20 protein-coding genes are annotated in these 20,213 nt (G+C 45.4%); 16 read left to right on the top strand and 4 right to left on the bottom strand.

The window, feature by feature from the left end; all coding sequences use genetic code 11:
• The first annotated feature begins 4 nt into the window (after positions 1–4).
• Positions 5–1,879 carry an argininosuccinate lyase gene (gene argH, locus R7P69_RS22615; protein WP_017633526.1) on the top strand — a complete coding sequence of 625 codons (1,875 nt, stop codon included), beginning with the start codon at positions 5–7 and terminating at the stop codon, positions 1,877–1,879.
• Between the two features lie 194 nt (positions 1,880–2,073).
• Here the strand turns inward: argH and R7P69_RS22610 are convergent, their stop codons facing one another.
• The 3 genes from R7P69_RS22610 to R7P69_RS22600 all read right to left on the bottom strand — a co-directional run bounded on the left by R7P69_RS22610 (position 2,074) and on the right by R7P69_RS22600 (position 5,120).
• Positions 2,074–2,355, bottom strand: a complete 282-nt coding sequence (locus tag R7P69_RS22610; RefSeq protein WP_017633527.1) for a DUF3624 domain-containing protein — start codon at positions 2,353–2,355, stop codon at positions 2,074–2,076.
• Positions 2,356–2,727: 372 nt separating this feature from the next.
• On the bottom strand, positions 2,728–4,200 hold the full coding sequence (locus R7P69_RS22605; RefSeq protein WP_238952129.1) for a dihydrolipoyl dehydrogenase: 1,473 nt from the start codon (positions 4,198–4,200) through the stop codon (positions 2,728–2,730).
• 191 nt (positions 4,201–4,391) lie between these two features.
• Positions 4,392–5,120 carry a redoxin family protein gene (locus tag R7P69_RS22600; RefSeq protein ID WP_005382781.1) on the bottom strand — a complete coding sequence of 243 codons (729 nt, stop codon included), beginning with the start codon at positions 5,118–5,120 and terminating at the stop codon, positions 4,392–4,394.
• A gap of 169 nt (positions 5,121–5,289) precedes the next feature.
• Between R7P69_RS22600 and oxyR the strand changes: the two genes are divergently transcribed.
• Complete coding sequence (oxyR, locus tag R7P69_RS22595; RefSeq protein ID WP_005381326.1) at positions 5,290–6,201, top strand: DNA-binding transcriptional regulator OxyR; 912 nt, start codon at positions 5,290–5,292, stop codon at positions 6,199–6,201.
• 52 nt (positions 6,202–6,253) lie between these two features.
• Here the strand turns inward: oxyR and R7P69_RS22590 are convergent, their stop codons facing one another.
• Positions 6,254–8,815 carry a penicillin-binding protein 1A gene (locus tag R7P69_RS22590; RefSeq protein WP_025768081.1) on the bottom strand — a complete coding sequence of 854 codons (2,562 nt, stop codon included), beginning with the start codon at positions 8,813–8,815 and terminating at the stop codon, positions 6,254–6,256.
• A gap of 144 nt (positions 8,816–8,959) precedes the next feature.
• Here R7P69_RS22590 and pilM point away from each other — a divergent pair, with 144 nt between their 5' ends.
• From pilM to rplI, 14 genes are all read left to right on the top strand, one after another.
• Positions 8,960–9,976: a type IV pilus biogenesis protein PilM gene (gene pilM / locus R7P69_RS22585; RefSeq protein WP_033907304.1), complete on the top strand. Its 1,017-nt coding sequence runs from the start codon at positions 8,960–8,962 to the stop codon at positions 9,974–9,976.
• Positions 9,960–10,535: a PilN domain-containing protein gene (locus tag R7P69_RS22580; protein WP_005381323.1), complete on the top strand. Its 576-nt coding sequence runs from the start codon at positions 9,960–9,962 to the stop codon at positions 10,533–10,535. Before pilM ends, R7P69_RS22580 begins: the two co-directional genes overlap by 17 nt.
• A complete protein-coding gene (locus R7P69_RS22575) occupies positions 10,528–11,121 on the top strand; it encodes a type 4a pilus biogenesis protein PilO (protein ID WP_318121694.1) in 594 nt (197 codons plus the stop codon). The genes R7P69_RS22580 and R7P69_RS22575 overlap by 8 nt, the downstream gene beginning before the upstream one ends.
• On the top strand, positions 11,111–11,626 hold the full coding sequence (locus R7P69_RS22570) for a pilus assembly protein PilP (protein WP_005382766.1): 516 nt from the start codon (positions 11,111–11,113) through the stop codon (positions 11,624–11,626). The genes R7P69_RS22575 and R7P69_RS22570 overlap by 11 nt, the downstream gene beginning before the upstream one ends.
• A 25-nt stretch (positions 11,627–11,651) precedes the next feature.
• Positions 11,652–13,397 carry a type IV pilus secretin PilQ gene (locus R7P69_RS22565; RefSeq protein ID WP_053307551.1) on the top strand — a complete coding sequence of 582 codons (1,746 nt, stop codon included), beginning with the start codon at positions 11,652–11,654 and terminating at the stop codon, positions 13,395–13,397.
• A gap of 187 nt (positions 13,398–13,584) precedes the next feature.
• Positions 13,585–14,103 (top strand): shikimate kinase AroK, encoded by a 519-nt coding sequence (aroK, locus tag R7P69_RS22560; RefSeq protein ID WP_005381319.1) that lies wholly within the window; start codon positions 13,585–13,587, stop codon positions 14,101–14,103.
• 32 nt (positions 14,104–14,135) lie between these two features.
• On the top strand, positions 14,136–15,236 hold the full coding sequence (aroB, locus tag R7P69_RS22555; RefSeq protein ID WP_005381318.1) for a 3-dehydroquinate synthase: 1,101 nt from the start codon (positions 14,136–14,138) through the stop codon (positions 15,234–15,236).
• A gap of 52 nt (positions 15,237–15,288) precedes the next feature.
• Positions 15,289–16,800, top strand: a complete 1,512-nt coding sequence (locus R7P69_RS22550) for an SPOR domain-containing protein (RefSeq protein ID WP_054575467.1) — start codon at positions 15,289–15,291, stop codon at positions 16,798–16,800.
• A 69-nt stretch (positions 16,801–16,869) separates the two neighbouring features.
• Positions 16,870–17,709 carry a Dam family site-specific DNA-(adenine-N6)-methyltransferase gene (locus R7P69_RS22545; RefSeq protein WP_005382762.1) on the top strand — a complete coding sequence of 280 codons (840 nt, stop codon included), beginning with the start codon at positions 16,870–16,872 and terminating at the stop codon, positions 17,707–17,709.
• Positions 17,710–17,801: 92 nt separating this feature from the next.
• Entirely contained in the window at positions 17,802–18,473 is a 672-nt protein-coding gene (rpe, locus tag R7P69_RS22540; protein ID WP_054575466.1) for a ribulose-phosphate 3-epimerase, read from the top strand.
• 244 nt (positions 18,474–18,717) lie between these two features.
• Positions 18,718–19,107: a 30S ribosomal protein S6 gene (gene rpsF / locus R7P69_RS22535; RefSeq protein ID WP_005381299.1), complete on the top strand. Its 390-nt coding sequence runs from the start codon at positions 18,718–18,720 to the stop codon at positions 19,105–19,107.
• Between the two features lie 8 nt (positions 19,108–19,115).
• Positions 19,116–19,418, top strand: coding sequence for a primosomal replication protein N (gene priB / locus R7P69_RS22530; RefSeq protein ID WP_005381298.1), 303 nt, complete (start codon positions 19,116–19,118; stop codon positions 19,416–19,418).
• 16 nt (positions 19,419–19,434) lie between these two features.
• On the top strand, positions 19,435–19,662 hold the full coding sequence (gene rpsR, locus R7P69_RS22525) for a 30S ribosomal protein S18 (protein WP_000090472.1): 228 nt from the start codon (positions 19,435–19,437) through the stop codon (positions 19,660–19,662).
• A 33-nt stretch (positions 19,663–19,695) separates the two neighbouring features.
• A complete protein-coding gene (gene rplI / locus R7P69_RS22520) occupies positions 19,696–20,148 on the top strand; it encodes a 50S ribosomal protein L9 (RefSeq protein ID WP_005382760.1) in 453 nt (150 codons plus the stop codon).
• The last annotated feature ends 65 nt before the right edge of the window (positions 20,149–20,213 follow it).

Here is a 20,213-nt window from a genome sequence, read left to right as displayed (position 1 = left end):
CGCAATGGCATTATGGGGCGGAAGATTTACCCAAGCGGCAGACACCAGATTTAAAGAGTTCAATGATTCGTTGCGTTTTGACTACCGATTGGCTGAGCAAGACATCGTAGGTTCAATCGCATGGTCTAAAGCTCTGCTTTCTGTTGATGTGCTATCGGCAGAAGAACAGCAGAAACTGGAACTTGCTTTAAATGAGCTGAAGTTAGAAGTGATGGAAGACCCTCACCAAATTCTTCGCTCTGATGCAGAAGATATCCACTCTTGGGTTGAACAGCAGCTAATCAGTAAAGTGGGAGATTTAGGTAAAAAACTCCACACTGGGCGTTCTCGGAATGACCAAGTCGCCACAGACTTGAAACTTTGGTGTCGTCAGCAAGGTCAGCAATTATTGATTGCTTTAGATCGCCTACAAGCACAAATGGTCCATGTTGCTAAACAGCACCAAGGCACCGTATTGCCAGGCTATACTCATCTTCAGCGTGCTCAACCTGTAACCTTTGCTCACTGGTGCTTGGCTTATGTTGAAATGTTCGAGCGTGACTACTCTCGTCTGAATGATGCCTTACAGCGTCTCGACACTTGTCCACTTGGCTCGGGTGCGTTAGCGGGAACGGCTTATCCGATTGATCGCGAACAATTAGCACATAATCTCGGTTTCCACCGTGCTACGCGTAATTCACTCGATTCGGTTTCAGATCGTGATCATGTGATGGAACTGATGTCGGTGGCGTCGATTTCTATGCTTCACCTTTCTCGTCTTGCAGAAGATATGATCTTCTACAATTCAGGCGAGTCAAACTTCATTGAGTTAGCGGATACGGTGACATCTGGTTCGTCATTAATGCCACAGAAGAAAAACCCAGATGCACTTGAGTTGATCCGTGGTAAGACAGGGCGTGTCTATGGCGCATTATCGAGCATGATGATGACAGTTAAAGCCTTGCCATTGGCGTACAACAAAGACATGCAGGAAGATAAAGAAGGGTTGTTTGACGCTTTAGATACATGGAACGACTGCATGGAAATGGCAGCTCTGTGTTTTGACGGTATTAAAGTGAATGGCGAGCGCACACTAGAAGCGGCGAAACAAGGTTACGCAAACTCGACTGAGTTGGCTGATTACCTAGTGGCGAAAGGCATCCCATTCCGTGAAGCTCACCACATCGTCGGTGTCGCGGTCGTTGGTGCTATTGCTAAAGGCTGTGCGCTGGAAGAATTGTCTCTGCAAGAGCTAAAAGCCTTCTCTGAGGTGATTGAAGATGATGTGTATGACATTCTGACTATCGATTCGTGTTTGGAAAAGCGTTGTGCTTTGGGGGGTGTTTCGCCTCACCAGGTCGCTTACGCGGTAGAACAAGCGGATAAGCGCCTGAGCCAGCGTGACAGCTCGGCGGTGAAAGTGCGTCCTGCACGTTTGACGGACATTGAAACGTTGGAAGGTATGGTTGCTTACTGGGCGAACCTTGGTGAGAATCTTCCGCGCTCTCGTAATGAGCTCGTGAGAGATATTGGCTCTTTCGCGGTGGCTGAGCATCATGGTGAAGTGACGGGTTGCGCTTCTCTATATGTGTATGACTCAGGGTTGGCTGAAATACGCTCTCTTGGTATCGAAGCGGGCTGGCAAGGCCAAGGGCAGGGCAGTGCGATTGTGAACTATTTGGTTGAGAAAGCGCGCCAGATGGCGATCAAGAAAGTCTTTGTTCTAACGCGAACGCCTGAGTTCTTTATGAAGCAAAGCTTTTTACCGACATCGAAGTCATTACTGCCGGAGAAAGTTCTGAAAGATTGCGATCAGTGCCCACGTCAACATGCATGTGATGAGGTAGCGCTTGAGATCAATTTAATGGAGCAAGTGATCCAAAAAACGCATGTGGCATGAACTGAAGTTGTGGAGTGATTTTATTAGCATTCAATGACATAGTCATTTTCCTGTTTACTTACATCAGTATTCGCTAAAAAAATCGAAAAAATTTGGAACCTTTGAGAGGAAGCCCGGTCTATTAAAGTACCACTGCTTTTTCTTAGAAGAATCTAAGAGAGCCCCAGAACTGACATTGGTTTTGGGGCTTTTTTCTATCTGTCACTTTTCTCTTTTTTATTCGCCTTTTTTTGTCCCCGTCGACGCTGCCAAGGCAAGATGACAAAACGCATCCATAAGTGTAAAAACAACAAAACGTTGAAAGCGAAGCCGGCAAAGATCAAAGCGATCGACTCGATGCTTTGTGGATCATCTTTGAGCGTAAACCACCATACAATCCAACACAGTACAGAAAGTACCGTCAATTGATCCAAGCATCGTTGGCAACGTCCAAGTTTTTTCCAAAACCAATGTTCTTCGCAGCGGCGACAAGTCATAGTGTTTTCCAAACCATTAGTGTTGCTTCAGATTATATATCTAACTAAATGGTGGAAAGCGTTTCTTACACGGGCTTAGATCGCCATGACACAACCAAAAATGGAAAGTTAGCTTTGTAAAAGCTTTGTGGCACGTAATTGATGTATGGTGCGCTGTCAGTCTTTAACAGGAAATATAATGATGTCGACAGAGTTGAAACTTGCGCTGAGTATCGCTGGTGGGTTCTTTATGATCGGTGTTGTCGCGATTTGTATGGTCAGCCGCTATGCAATGATGGCAGCGTAAGAGAGATTTCATTGCACCGAAGTAGTAAAGCAAAGCCTCGTTGATGACGAGGCTTTGCTTTATATTTAGATAGAAGCCTGAAAGCGTTAGCAGCCAGGGCCGCAGTCAAGACAATGTTTCACCATTTCTGGCCCTAAGTGTAGTTTTGCATTCAAATCACGTAGAGCGGTGCGGACGCCTTCTTCAATCACTGGGTGATAGAAGGGCATATCTAACATCTCAGAAATCGTCATCCTATTTTGGTGCGCCCATGCTAAAAGGTGAGCAAGATGCTCTGCATTCGGGCCCATCATTTCTGCACCTAAAAAACGTCCAGTGCCTTGCTCTCCGTAGACATGCAGAATGCCTTTATTACGAAGCATGACGCGCGAACGTCCTTGATTTTCAAACGAGACTTCACCGGTTGCGAAACATCCACATGTGCCTAGACGTGTTTCTAGTTGTTTATATGTTTCGCCAACCATAGCAATTTGAGGGTCGGAGAACACGGCTGAAATTGGTGAGCGACGCAGACCCGCACGAATATCTGGGAAACGGCCTGCGTTGTCTCCAGCAATACGGCCTTGGTCAGCGGCTTCGTGCAGCAGTGGAATTTGGTTACTTGCATCACCTGCGATGAAGATGCTCTCTACCGAAGTTTGCAATGTATAGTGATCCGCCGTTGGTACGCCACGTTCATCGAGCGCCACATTGGTGTTCTCGATCGCCAGCTTATCTACGTTTGGACGACGACCCGTTGCAGCCAATACGTAATCGACAACGAAAGTTTCTAATTCGCCATCATGGTTGATGAATTGGATTTCGACCTTGTCTTCGCCGTCATTGTCTGACGAAGCAATGCGTTTCATGCTTTCGACTTTTACATCTGCATCAAGGTAGAACTCTTCCTTAAAGGCTTTATCTGCATACGCCATCACCTCTGGGTCTGTCAGTGGGCCCACTTGTCCTCCAATGCCAAAGAGCTTCACGTTTACTCCTAGGCGGTGTAAAGCCTGACCCAATTCAAGGCCGATGACTCCTGGGCCAAATACTGCCACTGACTCTGGTAAGTCATCCCAGTCAAATACATCATCGTTAATCACTAGGCGATCACCCAGTTCATTCCAAGCTGCCGGATATGCTGGACGAGATCCTGTCGCAATAACAATGCGCTGTGCGGTGACCTGAGTATGATCATCTATGATGAGAGTGTGGTCACCGGCAAACTTCGCGTAGCCCGATAGTTTGTCTTCAGCGGGAATATCATCGACACTTTCAAGCACAAAGCCAACAAAACGATCGCGTTCGCGCTTTACACGATCCATAACTTCTCGTCCGTTAATTCGTACTTCACCTTGCGGGTGTATCCCAAATCCAGGTGCTTTTTCGATTTGATGAACACTTTCTGCTGCCGCAATTAACAGCTTAGACGGCATGCATCCGACACGAGCACAGGTTGTTCCGTAGGGACCGCCCTCAATCATTACCACGCTGTTGGTATGAGCTTTTGCTGCTCGATAAGCACCAAGACCAGCCGTCCCGCCACCAATAATCGCTACGTCGACATTAACTTGTTTCATCGTGAACTCTCGCTTTTGTTTTAAGCCAAGCTAGCTACATTGAGCTTGGAGAGTGAATTGGATAGTTGAATCTGGATAAGTAGTCACCTTATTGGCAGATGACTACTTATCTAGACTAGTAGAAGAAGTGGTTTAGGGTTGGCCTCCGAGCCAAAAGGCACCGGAGACCGAGGGTGTAGGCTATGGACAGCTTAGCCTAGATACGCTTCTAGCTCTTCGCTACCGCCGATGTGCTTGCCACCGATAAAAACTTGTGGAACAGTCGTGCGACCAGATATAGCTCGTAGACTAACTGTTGTTGCGTCTTTACCCAGAATCACTTCTTCATATTGAAGACCGTGGTCAATCAGATTTTGTTTCGCTTTCATACAGAAAGGGCAGCCTGGTTTAGTGAACACAGTGATGGATTCTTGCGTTTTGTAGTCAGGCGCTATGTAGTTCAGCATCGTATCTGCGTCTGACACCTTGAATGGGTCGCCTGGTTCGTTTGGCTCAATGAACATTTTTTCCACTACGCCATCTTTTACTAGCATGCTGTAACGCCATGAACGTTTGCCAAAGCCGATGTCGTTTTTATCCACTAACATACCCATGCCATCGGTGAATTCACCATTACCATCCGGGATGAAGGTAATGTTTTCTGCTTCTTGGTCTTGTTTCCATGCATTCATCACGAACGTATCATTGACCGAGACACAAATAATCTCATCCACTCCGTGCTCTTTAAATACAGGGAACAATTCGTTGTAACGAGGTAGATGGCTTGATGAACAGGTTGGAGTAAATGCACCCGGTAAGCTAAATACGATAACGGTCTTACCTTTAAATAGCTCATCGGTCGTTACATTCACCCAAGAGTCACCTTGACGAACTGGAAAAGTAACTTGAGGGACTTGTTGACCTTCTTTAGATACAAACATAATGATTTCCTTTAACTATTTTAAATTATGCGTATAGAGCTTAGCGTTTTTCGTCGCTCTGTTTCGTTTTGTTGAGCCCATTATTGTAAAAATCCTTTGATAGCTCTAATCGTTTGGTGTTATGGTTTTGATAGGTATTAGCTATTGTTAAAGAAGCGAAGCGTGAAGTATGAATATTCGAGATTTTGAGTACTTAGTTGCACTTGCGGAACATAAGCACTTTCGCAAAGCGGCAGAGGCATGTTTTGTTAGCCAGCCAACATTGAGTGGGCAAATTCGTAAACTAGAGGACGAACTCGGGACCACGCTTTTAGAGCGAAGCAGCCGACGTGTTTTGTTTACCGATTCAGGGTTACAGCTGGTGGAGCAGGCTAAACGCATCTTAAGTGAAGTGAAAACCTTCAGAGATATGGCAAGCGGTCAAAGCGGAGCTATGACTGGACCGATGCATATTGGTTTCATCCCGACGGTTGGGCCTTATCTACTACCCAAAATTCTGCCGCAGATAAAAGAAGCATTTCCTGAGTTGGAACTATTTCTGCACGAAGCTCAAACACATCAATTAGTGCGTCAATTGGAAGAAGGCAAACTAGATTGCTTAGTTTTAGCTTCGGTTGATGAAACTGCGCCATTTAAAGAGATCGAAGTGTATCAAGAGCCATTAAGTGTCGCAGTGCCATGTGACCACGAGTGGGCCTCTCTCGACCATGTTGATATGTTGGAGCTGAATGGTAAAACCGTTTTAGCGTTGGGAGACGGCCACTGTCTGCGAGATCAAGCGTTAGGTTTTTGTTTTGCCGCTGGTGCAAAAGACGATGAGCGTTTTAAAGCCACCAGCTTGGAGACGTTACGCAACATGGTTGCTGCCGGTGCGGGGATTACGTTATTGCCTCAGCTTTCTATCCCTAATGAGAAGCAAAAAGATGGCGTATGCTACGTACCAGCTGTTAACCCAACCCCCTCGCGTAATATCGTGCTCGTATACCGTCCGGGCTCACCATTACGAGCTAGGTTTGAAGCTTTAGCAGCGAAGATTAAAGAGGTGTTGGCTTCTTATCCATCATTGAATGCTGCAGCATAAAAAGCAGAAATAAAAAGGGAGAGCTTGATGCTCTCCCTTGTGCTTTTGTGATTTAGAACAGTTCTTCTGCGCCAGAACCTGAAGAATAAATACTATCTTCTAAACGGTCGCCAGCGTATTCGGTAGGCTCCGTGCCTTTTTCAAAGTATTCGAACATTGATGTGCTATCTACTTTGTGCGTTAGCATACCGCTGTTGCGATCAATACGAACTCGAATAATATCCTCTGGAATATTTTTACCTTGCTCCGGCGTCCCTTCTAGCGCAACACGCATGAAGTCGATCCAAGCAGGCTCTGCGGTTTTCGCACCCGACTCGGCACCAGAAATTTGGCCTTGCCCTAGGTTGCTGTTAACAGTGGTGCGGCCAAGTGCACGTGAATGATCATCAAAGCCAACCCAAGCTATCGCAACGACACCAGGTCCATAGCCATTGTACCAAGCATCCTTGGAATCATTCGTTGTACCCGTTTTACCCCCGATATCACGACGACCAAGTTTTTGCGCGCGCCAGCCTGTACCATTCCAACCTGTGCCTTCACGCCAGTTACCGCCACCCCAAATGTTGCTGTACATCATCTCACGCATTAAGAATGCATTCTGTTCGGAGATAACTTGCGGTGCATATTGAGGTTCATCATTTTCAAGGGCATTGTCTGTCGCTAGGCCATCAATCGCGACGTCTTGTTCGCCAAATTCATCAGCGTAGCGATTTTCTGGCTGCTCGCTCATTTGCGGACAATCCTTATGACAAACACTCTTTGGATTGGCTTTAAACAGTACTTCACCGAATGCATCTTCCACGCGTTCTACATAGAATGGTTCAACGTAATAACCACCGTTTGCAAACACAGAGTAACCTTGTGCCACTTTCATTGGTGTTAAGCTGCCAGCTCCGAGTGCGATGGTCTCAGAGCGTGGTACTTGGTTAATATCAAAACCGAAACGAGTAAGGTACTGACGTGTCTCCTCGAGGCCAACTTCACGGAGTGTACGCACTGCCATGACGTTTTTTGATTGAGCTAAGCCGAGGCGAAGACGCGTTGGGCCACCATAAGTTGGTGGTGAGTTTTTTGGTCGCCAAGCTGAACCAGAACCTGCATCCCACTTGTTAATTGGCGCATCGTTAATCAAAGTCGCTAGAGTCAGCCCTTTGTCAATTGCTGCCGAGTAGATGAAAGGCTTGATACTTGAACCAACCTGACGCACTGACATGGTTGCACGGTTAAACTTGCTGTGAACAAAGTTGAAACCACCAACCAGCGACAATATCGCGCCATTTTCTGGGTTCATCGCAACAAACGCGGTGTTTGCTGTCGGCACTTGGCTCAGTTTCCAGCTCAGTGTTGTGTTGTCATCTTCATCGGTTTCACTTACTTCGCGAACCCAAACTTGTTGACCTGTCGCTAGCACATCATGCGCTGACTTTGGTGTTGAGCCTTGGCGGTTATCAGTAATGTACTTACGCGCCCAGTGCATTCCAGTCCAAGGGATGGTTTGCTCTTCATGGTTCTTAACCCATACTTGCGCCGTCTTATCATCGACTTTCGTCACAACCGCAGGGTAAAGGTCACCATAAGTTGGCTGTTTCTTCAGGTGCTTTTCTATTTGCTCATTGCCCCAGGCCGCTTCTCCTTCTTTCCAAAGCACACTTTCTGCACCACGGTAGCCGTGACGTTCATCGTATGACAAGAGGTTATTTACCGCAGACGTATTCGCAGCATCTTGCAGTTTAGAATCCACAGTCATGTAGATATTCAAGCCAGAGGTGTAAGCTTCTTCTTCACCGTACTCTTTTACTGCCCATGCACGAGCCAACTCTGCTACGTAAGGTGCGGAAAGCTCAATCTCAGCGCTATGATAACGCGCCACGATAGGTTCATTGCGTGCTTCGTCATACTGCTCTTGTGTAATGTATTTCTCATCAAGCATTCGCATTAATACAACGTTACGGCGTTTTGTTGCGCGCTCAAGAGAGTAAATTGGGTTCATGGTTGATGGCGCTTTTGGCATACCAGCGAGTGTTGCAATCTCACTTAACGTCAATTCATCAAGGCTCTTACCAAAATACACTTGAGCGGCAGCACCAAAGCCATATGAGCGGTAACCAAGGAAGATTTTATTGACATAAAGCTCCATGATTTCTTGCTTACTTAAAAGCTGCTCAATATGGATAGCAATAAAAATCTCTTTAATCTTACGCATGATCTTCTTCTCATTAGATAAGAAGAAGTTACGAGCTAGCTGTTGCGTAATCGTACTTGCACCCTGTTTAGCCGAGCCTGAAACCGCAACAACAACAGCTGCACGAGTGATGCCGATAGGGTCGATACCAGGATGCTCGTAGAAACGGCTATCTTCGGTTGCGATGAGCGCGTGAATTAAGTCTTGAGGAATTTCGTCATAAGTAACAGGAATACGACGCTTTTCACCGAACTGTGCGATCAGCTTCCCGTCTTGACTAAACACCTTCATAGGTGTTTGTAATTCAACGTCTTTTAGAGTTGCAACATCTGGCAATTCAGGCTTCACATACTGATAGAAGCCAAATATTGTGGTGACTCCAAGAATTATGCAAATCAATGTTAAAAATAATAAACGCTTTATGAACTTCACCGGAGAATCCCTGATTGGTTGAGGCTGTGTAACGGCAAACCCTTGTACTCTTAGGTCAAAAATTTAGCACATAAGAGATATTAACTCTTATTTGGATGCTAATAACAACCTTTGCACGAAGAAATTTCGGAGCGAGAGTAAGAGATGGATAAGCTAATCGTTACCGGCATCGATATAGGCCATAACAGCCTCAAAGCCGTAGTACTTAAACCCACAGGCAACAATTACGCTCTGTTGGGTTACAAAGAAATATTACTAAAGGAAGGTATTGTCGCTGAAAATAACACCATAAATCATCAAGAAATTGTAAAGACCCTCAAGCAGATAAAAAAAGAACTGCCTTTTGGCGCTAAAAAAGTTGCGATTTCAGTTCCTGATAACTCGGTAATTAGCAAGAAACTGCAAATAGAACAAAATCTTGAAGAGAGTGAAGTTGAGTTTGCAGTGATACAAGCCTTTTCTCATCAATCGCCATTCCCTGTCGAAGAGCTGAGTTTAGACTTCGTTCGTCTTCTCGCGGAGGGCGGGCAGAGTGGCAGTGATAGCTATCAAGTGTTTGCGACAAGAAAAGATGTGGTAGAAGGCCGAGTCGATGCATTACAAAAGTCCGGACTAAAACCTGTTTTAGTGGACGTGCATTCGCAAAGCCTTGGTCATATCTGGAAGCTCACCGCCGATCGCTTTCCTGACAAAAACAAATACTGCTTACTCGATATTGGCACCTTATCGAGCTCCTTCACCATGTTTACCGAACAAGGTGAACTGTTTCACAAAGAGTTTGCTTACGGCACACGCGGAGCAAACAGCGCTTCTCCAGTCGATTTTCTGTCCGATGATGCTCAGGAGAAAACAGAGCTGTTTAACCGTCAAATCGTAGAGCGAGTAAAGCGCCAGATGCAGCTCTATACCTCAATCAATGGCTCACAAAATATCAAGGGTATCTGGTTATCAGGGGAAGGGGCCTCCACTCCCATGCTCGCAGAGGAGTTGTCTCAACAATTGTCGTTAGAGTGTGAATTGCTAAATCCGCTAGGGCTATTTGAGATGAAGGTGTCTAAGCGTAAGCGTCGCGCTGTGGATTGGCAGCATTTCTCAACAGCAGCCGGACTGGCCGTTCGTGGCATTCATTGGCTAGGAGGCGCCCGTGCTTTATCGCATTAATTTACTTCCTTGGCGAGAGAATCAAAGAGAAGAGCACCGACGTCGTTTCATCAGTTTGGTCGCATTAGGCATGTTGGTCGCTGTTGGCATCCAGTGGGGTATTGGAAAGTTTTTTGAGTACCAACAAGATCAACAACAGGAGCGGCTCGATTACCTCACTCACTACATTGCCGAACTCGACCAGCGTATTGAAGCAATGAAAATTGCAGAGCAAGAGCACAGTAAAATCCTCGAACGTCTAAAGGTCGTTGAAGGTTTACAAAACGGACGAAACAAAACGACCGAGTTCATGAACTTAATGCCTGCCGTTATCCCTGAAGGTGTATATGTCGACAAGATCAAAATGAATGATCTGGAAATTGAGATCTCTGGGATCTCAGATAGCACTCCAAAACTTGCCACGATGCTAGACAACATGGAGCGCTCGGCCAAGTTGAACGACGTAGAAATGCATTCCATCGTTCACGGCAAAGCCCGTTTTGGGAAAGAGTTTCAAACATTCAAAGTGTCTTTCATGTTCAAAGTAACGGAGAAGAAATTGGAGGCTCAACGTGGTTGATTGGCAGGATCTCGAAATAGATGAAATGGCCGAGTGGCCATTGTGGCCCCAGATTGTAGTAATCGCGCTTCTGATCATGGTGATTCAAGGCTTAGGTTATTGGTTTTACCTTAAACCGAAAGACGAACAGTTGAATCACTTGATTCAGCAGGAGCAGACACTCAAGGTGGCATTGAAGATCAAAGCGAACAAAGTGGCAGCGTTGCCTCAGCTTCAATCTCAATTGGATGAACTTACCACTCGTTACGAGTTATTACTACAGCAACTGCCTGCGCAAAAAGAGCTGGCTACAATGCTCGCTTCAGTGAATGAGCTTGGCATCGACAATAAGCTGACTTTCACCCGAATCGACTGGGGCGAAAAACAATCAGAGCACTTCCTTTATCGTCTCCCTTTAAACATTGAGTTAACGGGCGACTTTCATGACATCGGCCATTTTTCTCAGGCGATAGCGACGCTACCTCGAATCATCACGTTTAAAGATGTGACTTGGCAACGTGTCAGCCAAGAGAGCGAAACCCTGCACTTTCGGGTGCGTGCTAATACCTATCAGTTTAAGCCGGAGGAGACGAAAAATGACAAGTAAGTCTTTGTTGCTGGTACTGATGGGTTCTCTATTGATGGGCTGCCAGGCGAATGATGAATCATTGACGGATTTTATTCGAGGAGTGGAAACACAGGCGCGTCGAGAGGTCGAGAAGCTTAAGCCCGCAGACAAGTATGTTGCAGTCACGTACGCACCGGAAGTACAGCGTGCACCCTTTGAATTACCCAAAGAAGCCACTATCGCGACTCAGCCAGTTGCAAGAAAAGATTGTTGGCAACCGCCCTCAAGAAGGCGAACTGGCAAATTAGAAAAATTCCCATTAAGCCAATTACGTTTGAAAGGTGTCATGGGCATGGATAACACGGTTTCTGGCCTCGTTCAGGCTCCCAATGGCACCGTCTATAAAGTTAAGCCGGGTCAATACCTCGGACGCAATAATGGCAAAGTGACCCATGTCAGCCACTCCTACTTGTTGATTAATGAAACGTTGCCCGACGGCTTAGGATGTTGGCAAAAACGTAAAGTTAAGTTGGCTTTGAGATAGCCCCATTTATTTTTGATATTGAGTAATGAAAATGAGACAAGGATTAACACGTACACCAAGGATACTTACTGGGCTCTTCTCCTTATGGTTGTTTGTATTTTTAGCCCCTTTAGCGGCAGCTGAAGAAGTTTCGTCCAATGCCCTAAAAAGTATCGACTTTCGAACTAATAAAGATAAAGACGCCGTGATTGTCGTCGAATTGGCGTCACCGGCCGCGATTGTAGATATCAAGCGTGTACAGGAAGGGTTAAGTATCGATTTGCTTAACACTTCAGTAAAAGACGAGCAATTGTATCTCCTAGACGTGAAAGACTTTTCGACTGTGGTTGAGAGCGTAGAAGTGTTTCGCGACACCTCGACGACGCGCTTGGTTGCGCACATCAATGAAGAATACAAGCATGATTACCGTTTAACGGGGCGTTTTTTGGAAATCAAAGTAGCGAAGATCAAACCTAATGAGAAAGCCCCAGATAAAAGCATTTTAGAAAGAGAAGGTAAGCTTATTTCGATTAACTTCCAAGATATTCCTGTGCGAAACGTCTTGCAGCTTATTGCTGATTACAACCAATTCAATTTGGTTGTCTCCGACTCTGTAGAAGGCAACCTCACGCTTCGTCTTGATGGTGTCCCTTGGCAGCAAGTGCTGGATATTATTTTGCAAGTTAAGGGGTTAGATAAGCGTGTTGATGGCAACGTGATTTTAGTTGCTCCGACTGATGAGCTGGACTTGCGTGAGAAGCAGCAGTTAGAAAAACAAAAACTGACGGAAGAAATGGGAGAGCTTTCATCTGAAATCATCAAAGTTAATTTTGCTAAAGCATCAGACATTGCGGAGATGATCAATGGTGAAGGAAATATCAGCATGCTGTCAGAGCGCGGCAGTATGACCATTGATGAGCGAACTAACTCGTTATTGATTAGAGAGTTACCTGAAAACATCGAGGTGATTCGAGAAATTATTGAGTCTTTGGATATTCCAGTTAAACAGGTTCAAATTGAGGCGCGTATTGTGACCATCAATGAAGGTAACATGGATGAGTTAGGGATTCGTTGGGGTTTTACGTCTATTAATGGCAGTAATACAGTGGGCGGTTCTATTGAGAACAACCTTGCCACGATCGGTCTCTATAATGGAGAAGGGGGCGACGACGGTGGTGACGGTGATGGAGTGGGGATCGATGACTTCCTAAATGTAAACTTAGCTGCAACCAGTCCGAATGCGACCAGCATTGCTTTTCAGGTCGCAAAGTTAGGTTCAGACACCTTGTTGGATCTTGAGCTTTCTGCTCTGCAACAAGAGTCTAAAGCTGAGATTATCTCGAGCCCACGTTTGATCACTACCAATAAGAAACCAGCCTATATCGAACAAGGTACAGAGATTCCTTACCTAGAGTCATCATCAAGTGGTGCAACGACGGTGACGTTCAAAAAGGCGGTATTAAGTTTGAAGGTGACCCCGCAAATCACACCGGATAACCGCTTAGTGTTGGATTTAAGTGTCACGCAAGATAGACCTGGACAAGTCGTGAAGACAGGCACTGGTGAAGCTGTTGCGATTGATACTCAACGTATCGGGACGCAAGTGTTAGTGAATAACGGTGAAACGGTCGTTCTTGGTGGTATTTTTCAGCACAGCATTACTAACTCGGTGGACAAAGTGCCTTTGTTGGGCGATCTGCCGCTATTAGGTGCGCTTTTTCGTCGAAGTTATGAAAATGTTGGTAAAAGTGAGCTGTTAATTTTCGTCACGCCTAAGGTGGTGATTCAGTAGTTCTGTCTCGGGAAAAACTGATTAAATCAAAAATAAAGTTGCAATAGTGGCACCATGCTTGGATAATTTCGGGTCTTATCACGAATTATCTGTGAGGAACTGGTGCCACAAGCCTTGTAGAACAGCAGTTTAGCTGTGTTTTCTTGTGGCGATCTTATTGAATCAATGTTGTAAATTACTGCTAAACATGGCTGAGAAACGTAATATTTTCCTTGTTGGCCCAATGGGCGCCGGCAAAAGTACAATTGGTAGACATCTAGCACAGCAACTGCATATGGAGTTTGTTGACTCCGATACAGTGATCGAAGAACGCACTGGTGCAGACATCTCTTGGGTTTTTGATGTAGAAGGTGAAGAAGGCTTCCGCAAGCGTGAAGAAGCGGTACTTGAAGACCTAACACAAGAGCAAGGCATCGTGCTTGCGACTGGCGGTGGCTCTGTTAAGAGCAAAGAAAACCGCAATCGTCTTTCGGCACGTGGTGTTGTTGTTTACTTAGAAACGACGATTGAAAAGCAACTTGCGCGTACAAACCGCGACAAGAAGCGTCCTTTACTTCAAACGGATAACCCTCGCGAAGTATTGGAGCAATTAGCTGAAGAACGTAATCCTTTATATGAAGAAGTAGCGGATTACACTGTTCGCACTGACGATCAAAGTGCAAAAGTGGTAGCCAACCAGATCGTAAAAATGCTAGAAGAGAGATAAGTCTTTATCTTTTTTTTAATTGGAGCAAACCGATGGAACGGATTACGGTCAACCTAGCTGAGCGTAGCTACCCAATCTCTATTGGCGCCGGGTTATTTGAGGACCCGGCGTACCTCTCTCAAGTTCTCTCAAACAAAAATGCAAAACAAAAAGTTGTTGTGATCAGTAATGTCACAGTGGCGCCTTTGTATGCAGACAAAATTTTAAAGCAACTCGAGCAGCTCGGCTGTAGTGCATCCTTGTTAGAATTGCCTGACGGTGAACAGTACAAAAACTTGGATGTATTTAATCAAGTAATGAACTTCTTACTGGAAGGGAGTTATGCTCGTGATGTTGTGATCATCGCGTTAGGTGGTGGTGTTATTGGCGACCTTGTGGGTTTTGCGTCTGCCTGTTACCAGCGTGGGGTCGACTTTATTCAAATACCGACCACATTACTATCCCAAGTGGACTCTTCGGTTGGTGGAAAAACCGCGGTTAACCATCCGTTGGGTAAGAACATGATAGGTGCGTTTTACCAACCTAAAGCCGTGATCATTGATACCAACTGCCTGTCGACGTTGCCTGAACGTGAGTTCGCTGCGGGTATCGCCGAAGTCATTAAGTACGGCATTATTTACGATGCAGATTTTTTTGTATGGTTAGAAGACAATCTTGAGCGCTTGTATGCGTTGGATGAAGAAGCACTAACTTATGCAATCGCACGTTGCTGTGAAATAAAAGCGGAAGTGGTGGCTCAGGATGAGAAAGAATCGGGCATCCGTGCTTTGCTTAACTTAGGTCACACCTTTGGTCATGCGATTGAAGCGGAACTTGGCTATGGCAATTGGCTGCATGGTGAAGCGGTATCTTCCGGCACTGTTATGGCGGCCAAAACGTCGCATCTACGCGGTCTGATCTCGGAAGAGCAATTTGAGCGTATTGTTGCGATTTTGCGTCGTGCAAAACTGCCTGTGCATACTCCAGACAGTATGAATTTCGATGACTTCATCAAGCACATGATGCGAGATAAGAAAGTCCTCTCTGGTCAATTACGATTGGTTTTGCCTACAGGCATTGGCACTGCCGAGGTAATTGCTGATACGACGCAAGACGTACTCAAGCAGGCAATAGACTTCGGTCGCGATATTTAACCTTGTAATGGCGCCTTTGGGCGTCATTCTTGTAGTGTATTAAGGTTATTAGATGAGTGTTGCTCACGTACTGGAATTAGATTCTCAAATCGAGTTGCTTGATAGATTAGGTCTACTGACTAACTTTGGTTCCAATCTCATTGCGATTAATGGTCATGATGGGTACGGGAAATCTTGGTTAGCGCAGCGATACCTTGAAGTGGGTGCCAGTAACAAGAATCAATGTTTGTTACTTTGTCATTCTAATCAAGACGATATGCAGCATCGCGTCCTTATTTTGAGTCAACTAGTTTCGGACGCATTGTTTAATCAGCAAGAGCCTTTACTTGATAGCCTTGAAAGGCTTTTAGGTGATGAGCCGTGTGACATTGCAATTGTTGTAGATGATGCGCATTTATTGAGTGAGACACTTATCTCTGAGCTTTGGATGCTGGTCTTAGAGGCGCACCATAAGCCAAATTGGACCATCAATGTCTTACTGTTTACACAGTCTGGACGTTTAGAAGGTTTGCTAGCACGTCTCAGTTATGGACAAGAGATAAAGCCTGTTGAGCTTGATATTGATATGTTGTCCGAAGTGGAAGCTCGTCGTTTCTTTGAGTCACTTGTAGCGCGCTACGTCGATGATGAGTCTGAGAAACGGGTTCGAGATGCATTTAAAAAAGTCGACCCAGTACCGGGGGACATCATGGCGTTAGGAGAGATGAAAGTGGAAAAAAGGATCATTATCCGCTCGATTGTCGGTTCACCCCTGAATATTGCGTTGGTGGTATTAGTATTACTGTTGCTTGCTGCTGGTGGCTATTGGTGGATGCTTAGTCAACCAAGTCCTGATGATAAGGCGCAGCAAATTGCTGGCAGTTTAGAGCAAACGGCTATTCCAACTTTTGAAGAGTCAGTAATCAGTGCAGCGCAATCTTCACTGCAACCTGTAACCGATGGCTCTAGCAGTCTTGATAACTCTGGTGCGGTTGATGATTCTGATTCATTACCGCCAGCAGTGACAGAAGAAGTAGCGAGCGTAGGCAGTGATGACAATCAACAAAGAGTGGTGATTGAGTCGAATGTGGTCGATGCATTGCTCGAAGGTAAAACTGATTCAGCAGACACAAAAGCGATTGATGACGTCGTAGGTACTGAGAAAACAGAAACCGCCGATGAAACTAGCTCTCCTTTGATTAAAGTCGTAAAACCGAATCAAGATATGGCGCAAGCACCTGCTCAGTCAGAAGAGGGTGAGGCAAACCAACCTGTTGTGAAGTTTTCATTTGCTCGTGAAGAACTAAAAGCGCTATCGCCAAGAGCTTATACTTTACAACTCGCAGCTATGACCTCAATGGAAGATGTACAATCCTTTCTCAATGAGCATCAACTGAATAATCAAGTGCGAATTTATCCTACCGTTCGTAATGACACCGAGTGGTATATCATCACATATCAAGATTATCCGACAATTCAAATGGCTCGTGATGCCGTCGCAAGCTTGCCAGATTCGGTTAAGTCGGTGAGTCCTTGGGCAAAATCACTCCGTCAGGTTCACCGTGAAATTGAACGAGTGAAATAAACCTGAGCTTCCCTGAAAAATATGTTACATTCCGCAGCCTTAATTTTTGGTCGATAGATAGAGCAGTAGATGAAAAAGCAACGAGCCTTTCTTAAATGGGCAGGAGGAAAATACGGACTGGTTGAAGACATCCAACGTCATTTGCCGCCGGCTCGAAAGCTAGTTGAACCTTTTGTTGGTGCGGGCTCAGTGTTTCTGAATACCGATTATGACCATTATCTACTTGCAGATATCAATCCAGATTTGATCAATCTGTACAACCTGCTGAAAGAACGCCCTGAAGAGTATATCTCTGAAGCGAAGCGTTGGTTTGTCGCTGAGAACAACCGCAAAGAAGCCTACCTACACATTCGCGCTGAATTTAATAAAACCGATGACGTGATGTACCGCTCTTTAGCGTTTTTGTACATGAACCGCTTTGGTTTTAATGGCCTATGCCGTTACAACAAAAAAGGTGGCTTCAATGTACCGTTTGGCTCTTACAAAAAGCCGTATTTCCCTGAGGCGGAATTGGAGTTTTTTGCAGAAAAAGCCAAAAAAGCTACGTTCGTTTGTGAAGGTTATCCTGAAACATTTCGTCGTGCGCGCAAAGGGAGCGTCGTGTATTGCGATCCACCTTATGCGCCGCTTTCAAATACGGCAAATTTCACCTCATACGCAGGTAATGGTTTCACGTTGGACGACCAAGCTGCATTAGCCGACATTGCTGAAAGAACAGCGACTGAACGTGGCATTCCTGTGTTGATTTCTAACCACGACACTACCTTGACACGTCGGTTGTATCACGGTGCGGATCTTAATGTGGTAAAAGTAAAGCGTACCATTAGCCGTAATGGTAACGGTCGTAATAAAGTTGATGAGCTACTTGCGCTTTTTCATGCCCCAGACATGGATAAATCAAGCTCTTAATTCTCACACTATTATATCTAAATAGTGGATCTCCCCACTGGCTTCGGTAGAATTGCGCGCAGATTGTTTGCTCATTACTACTGAGGTCAGGTATGAAAGATTTTCTTATTGCTCCATCCATTTTATCGGCAGATTTTGCTCGTCTCGGTGAAGATGTAGAAAAAGTACTCGCAGCGGGTGCGGATGTGGTGCATTTCGACGTTATGGATAACCACTATGTACCAAACCTGACTTTTGGTGCGCCTGTGTGTAAAGCACTACGCGATTATGGCATCACAGCGCCAATCGATGTTCACCTAATGGTGAAACCCGTTGACCGTATTATTCCTGATTTCGCAAAAGCGGGTGCGTCGATGATTACGTTCCATGTAGAAGCTTCTGATCATGTAGACCGTACACTGCAGTTAATTAAAGAGCACGGCTGTCAGGCTGGTGTGGTACTAAACCCAGCAACGCCACTTGCAAGTCTTGAGTTTATTATGGATAAAGTCGACATGATTCTACTGATGTCGGTAAACCCTGGTTTTGGTGGTCAATCATTCATTCCTCATACACTAGATAAACTGCGTGCCGTTCGTAAGATGATTGACGAGTCTGGCCGTGATATCCGCTTAGAAATCGATGGCGGTGTGAAGGTTGACAACATTCGTGAAATTGCAGAAGCGGGCGCAGACATGTTTGTCGCAGGCTCGGCGATTTTCGGTGAGCCAGATTACAAACAAGTGATCGATCAAATGCGCGCTGAACTGGTTGAAGTTAAATAAGCAACGATAAGCCAACGCAATAACACGCTGATTTTAAAGGCTGCTAGCTTGTTGGCAGCCTTTGTGTTTTCTAGTATTAGAAGAAATTAAATATCCGCTGCGCTGAGCAAATAATCACTTGCCTATTTTACGCCCTTTCTGTACTATTCGTGCTCCTTAAACTCAGTCAATTATCTTTAGTTCCTTGCTTCCTCTGGACGACTGAGCCATTTGTGGAAGCTGAATAATCCGTAAGGAGCAACCAATGCGTCATTACGAAATCGTATTCATGGTGCACCCAGATCAAAGCGAGCAAGTTGCTGGCATGATCGAGCGTTACACTGGTTCAATCACTGAAGCTGGCGGTAAAATCCACCGTCTAGAAGACTGGGGCCGTCGTCAACTGGCTTACCCAATCAACAAGCTTCACAAAGCTCACTACGTTCTTATGAACGTTGAAGCTGACCAAGCTGTAATTGATGAGCTAGAAACTGCTTTCCGTTTCAACGATGCAGTTCTACGTAACATGATCATGCGTACTAAAGCAGCGATCACTGAGCAATCTATCATGCTTAAGCAAAAAGAAGAGCGTGCTCCACGTCGTGAAGAGCGTTCTGAAGCTAAGCCTGAAGCTAAGTCAGAAGCTGCTGAGTAAGTTTTCTTATGGCCAATCGAATGGAGCTGAGCGGCACCATTGCCAAACCGCCCATTCGTAGTAAAAGCCCTGGTGGCATTGAACACTGTCGGTTTTGGCTGGAGCATCGCTCTACTATTATCGAAGCTGACTTACCTCGACAAGTTTATTGTCGTATGCCGGTAGTCGTCAGCGGGCTTGGGTCACAAGCACTAACTCAGAATTTAGTTCAAGGCAGTAACATTAAGGTAAGTGGTTTTGTCACTTATCAAACCGGCCGAAATGGCGTGGGAAAATTAGTGTTACACGCCGACAACATTACTCAAATTTAAGATCAGGAGATAGCCCATGGCTCGTTTCTTCCGTCGTCGTAAATTCTGCCGTTTCACTGCAGAAGGCGTACAAGAGATTGATTACAAAGACGTAGCAACTCTTAAAAACTACATCACTGAAGCTGGTAAAATCGTACCTAGCCGTATCACTGGTACAAGCGCTAAGTACCAGCGTCAACTAGCACGTGCTATCAAGCGTTCACGCTACCTAGCTCTACTACCGTACACTGACAAGCATCAGTAATCGGTTCATTTTATTAAGAAAGAGGATTAAGCAATGCAAGTTATTCTACTTGATAAAATTGGTAACCTAGGTGGTCTTGGCGATACTGCAAACGTTAAATCTGGCTACGCTCGTAACTTCCTTATCCCACAAGGTAAAGCAGTTATGGCAACTAAAGCTAACGTTGAAATGTTTGAAGCTCGTCGTGCTGAACTAGAAGCTAAAGTTGCTGAGCAACTAGCTGCTGCAGAAGCTCGCGCAGAGAAAGTTAACGCTCTAGAAGCGGTAGTTATCGCTTCTAAAGCTGGTGACGAAGGCAAACTATTCGGTTCTATCGGTACTCGTGACATCGCTGACGCTATCACAGCTGCAGGCGTTGAAGTTGCTAAGAGCGAAGTTCGCCTTCCTGAAGGTGCTCTACGTAACACTGGTGAGTTCGAGATCAGCGTTCAACTTCACTCTGAAGTTTTCGCGACAGTTAACCTACAAGTTGTTGCTGCTGAGTAATTCAGTATCAAGACGAAATACTAAAAAGCACCTCCTCGGAGGTGCTTTTTTTATTTCTAAAACTG

It is taken from the genome of Vibrio sp. 661, from assembly GCF_033339315.1.
Lineage (GTDB): Bacteria > Pseudomonadota > Gammaproteobacteria > Enterobacterales > Vibrionaceae > Vibrio > Vibrio alginolyticus.
Note: the sequence above shows the minus strand (reverse complement) of the source record. Positions and strands in the feature narration are given on the sequence as shown.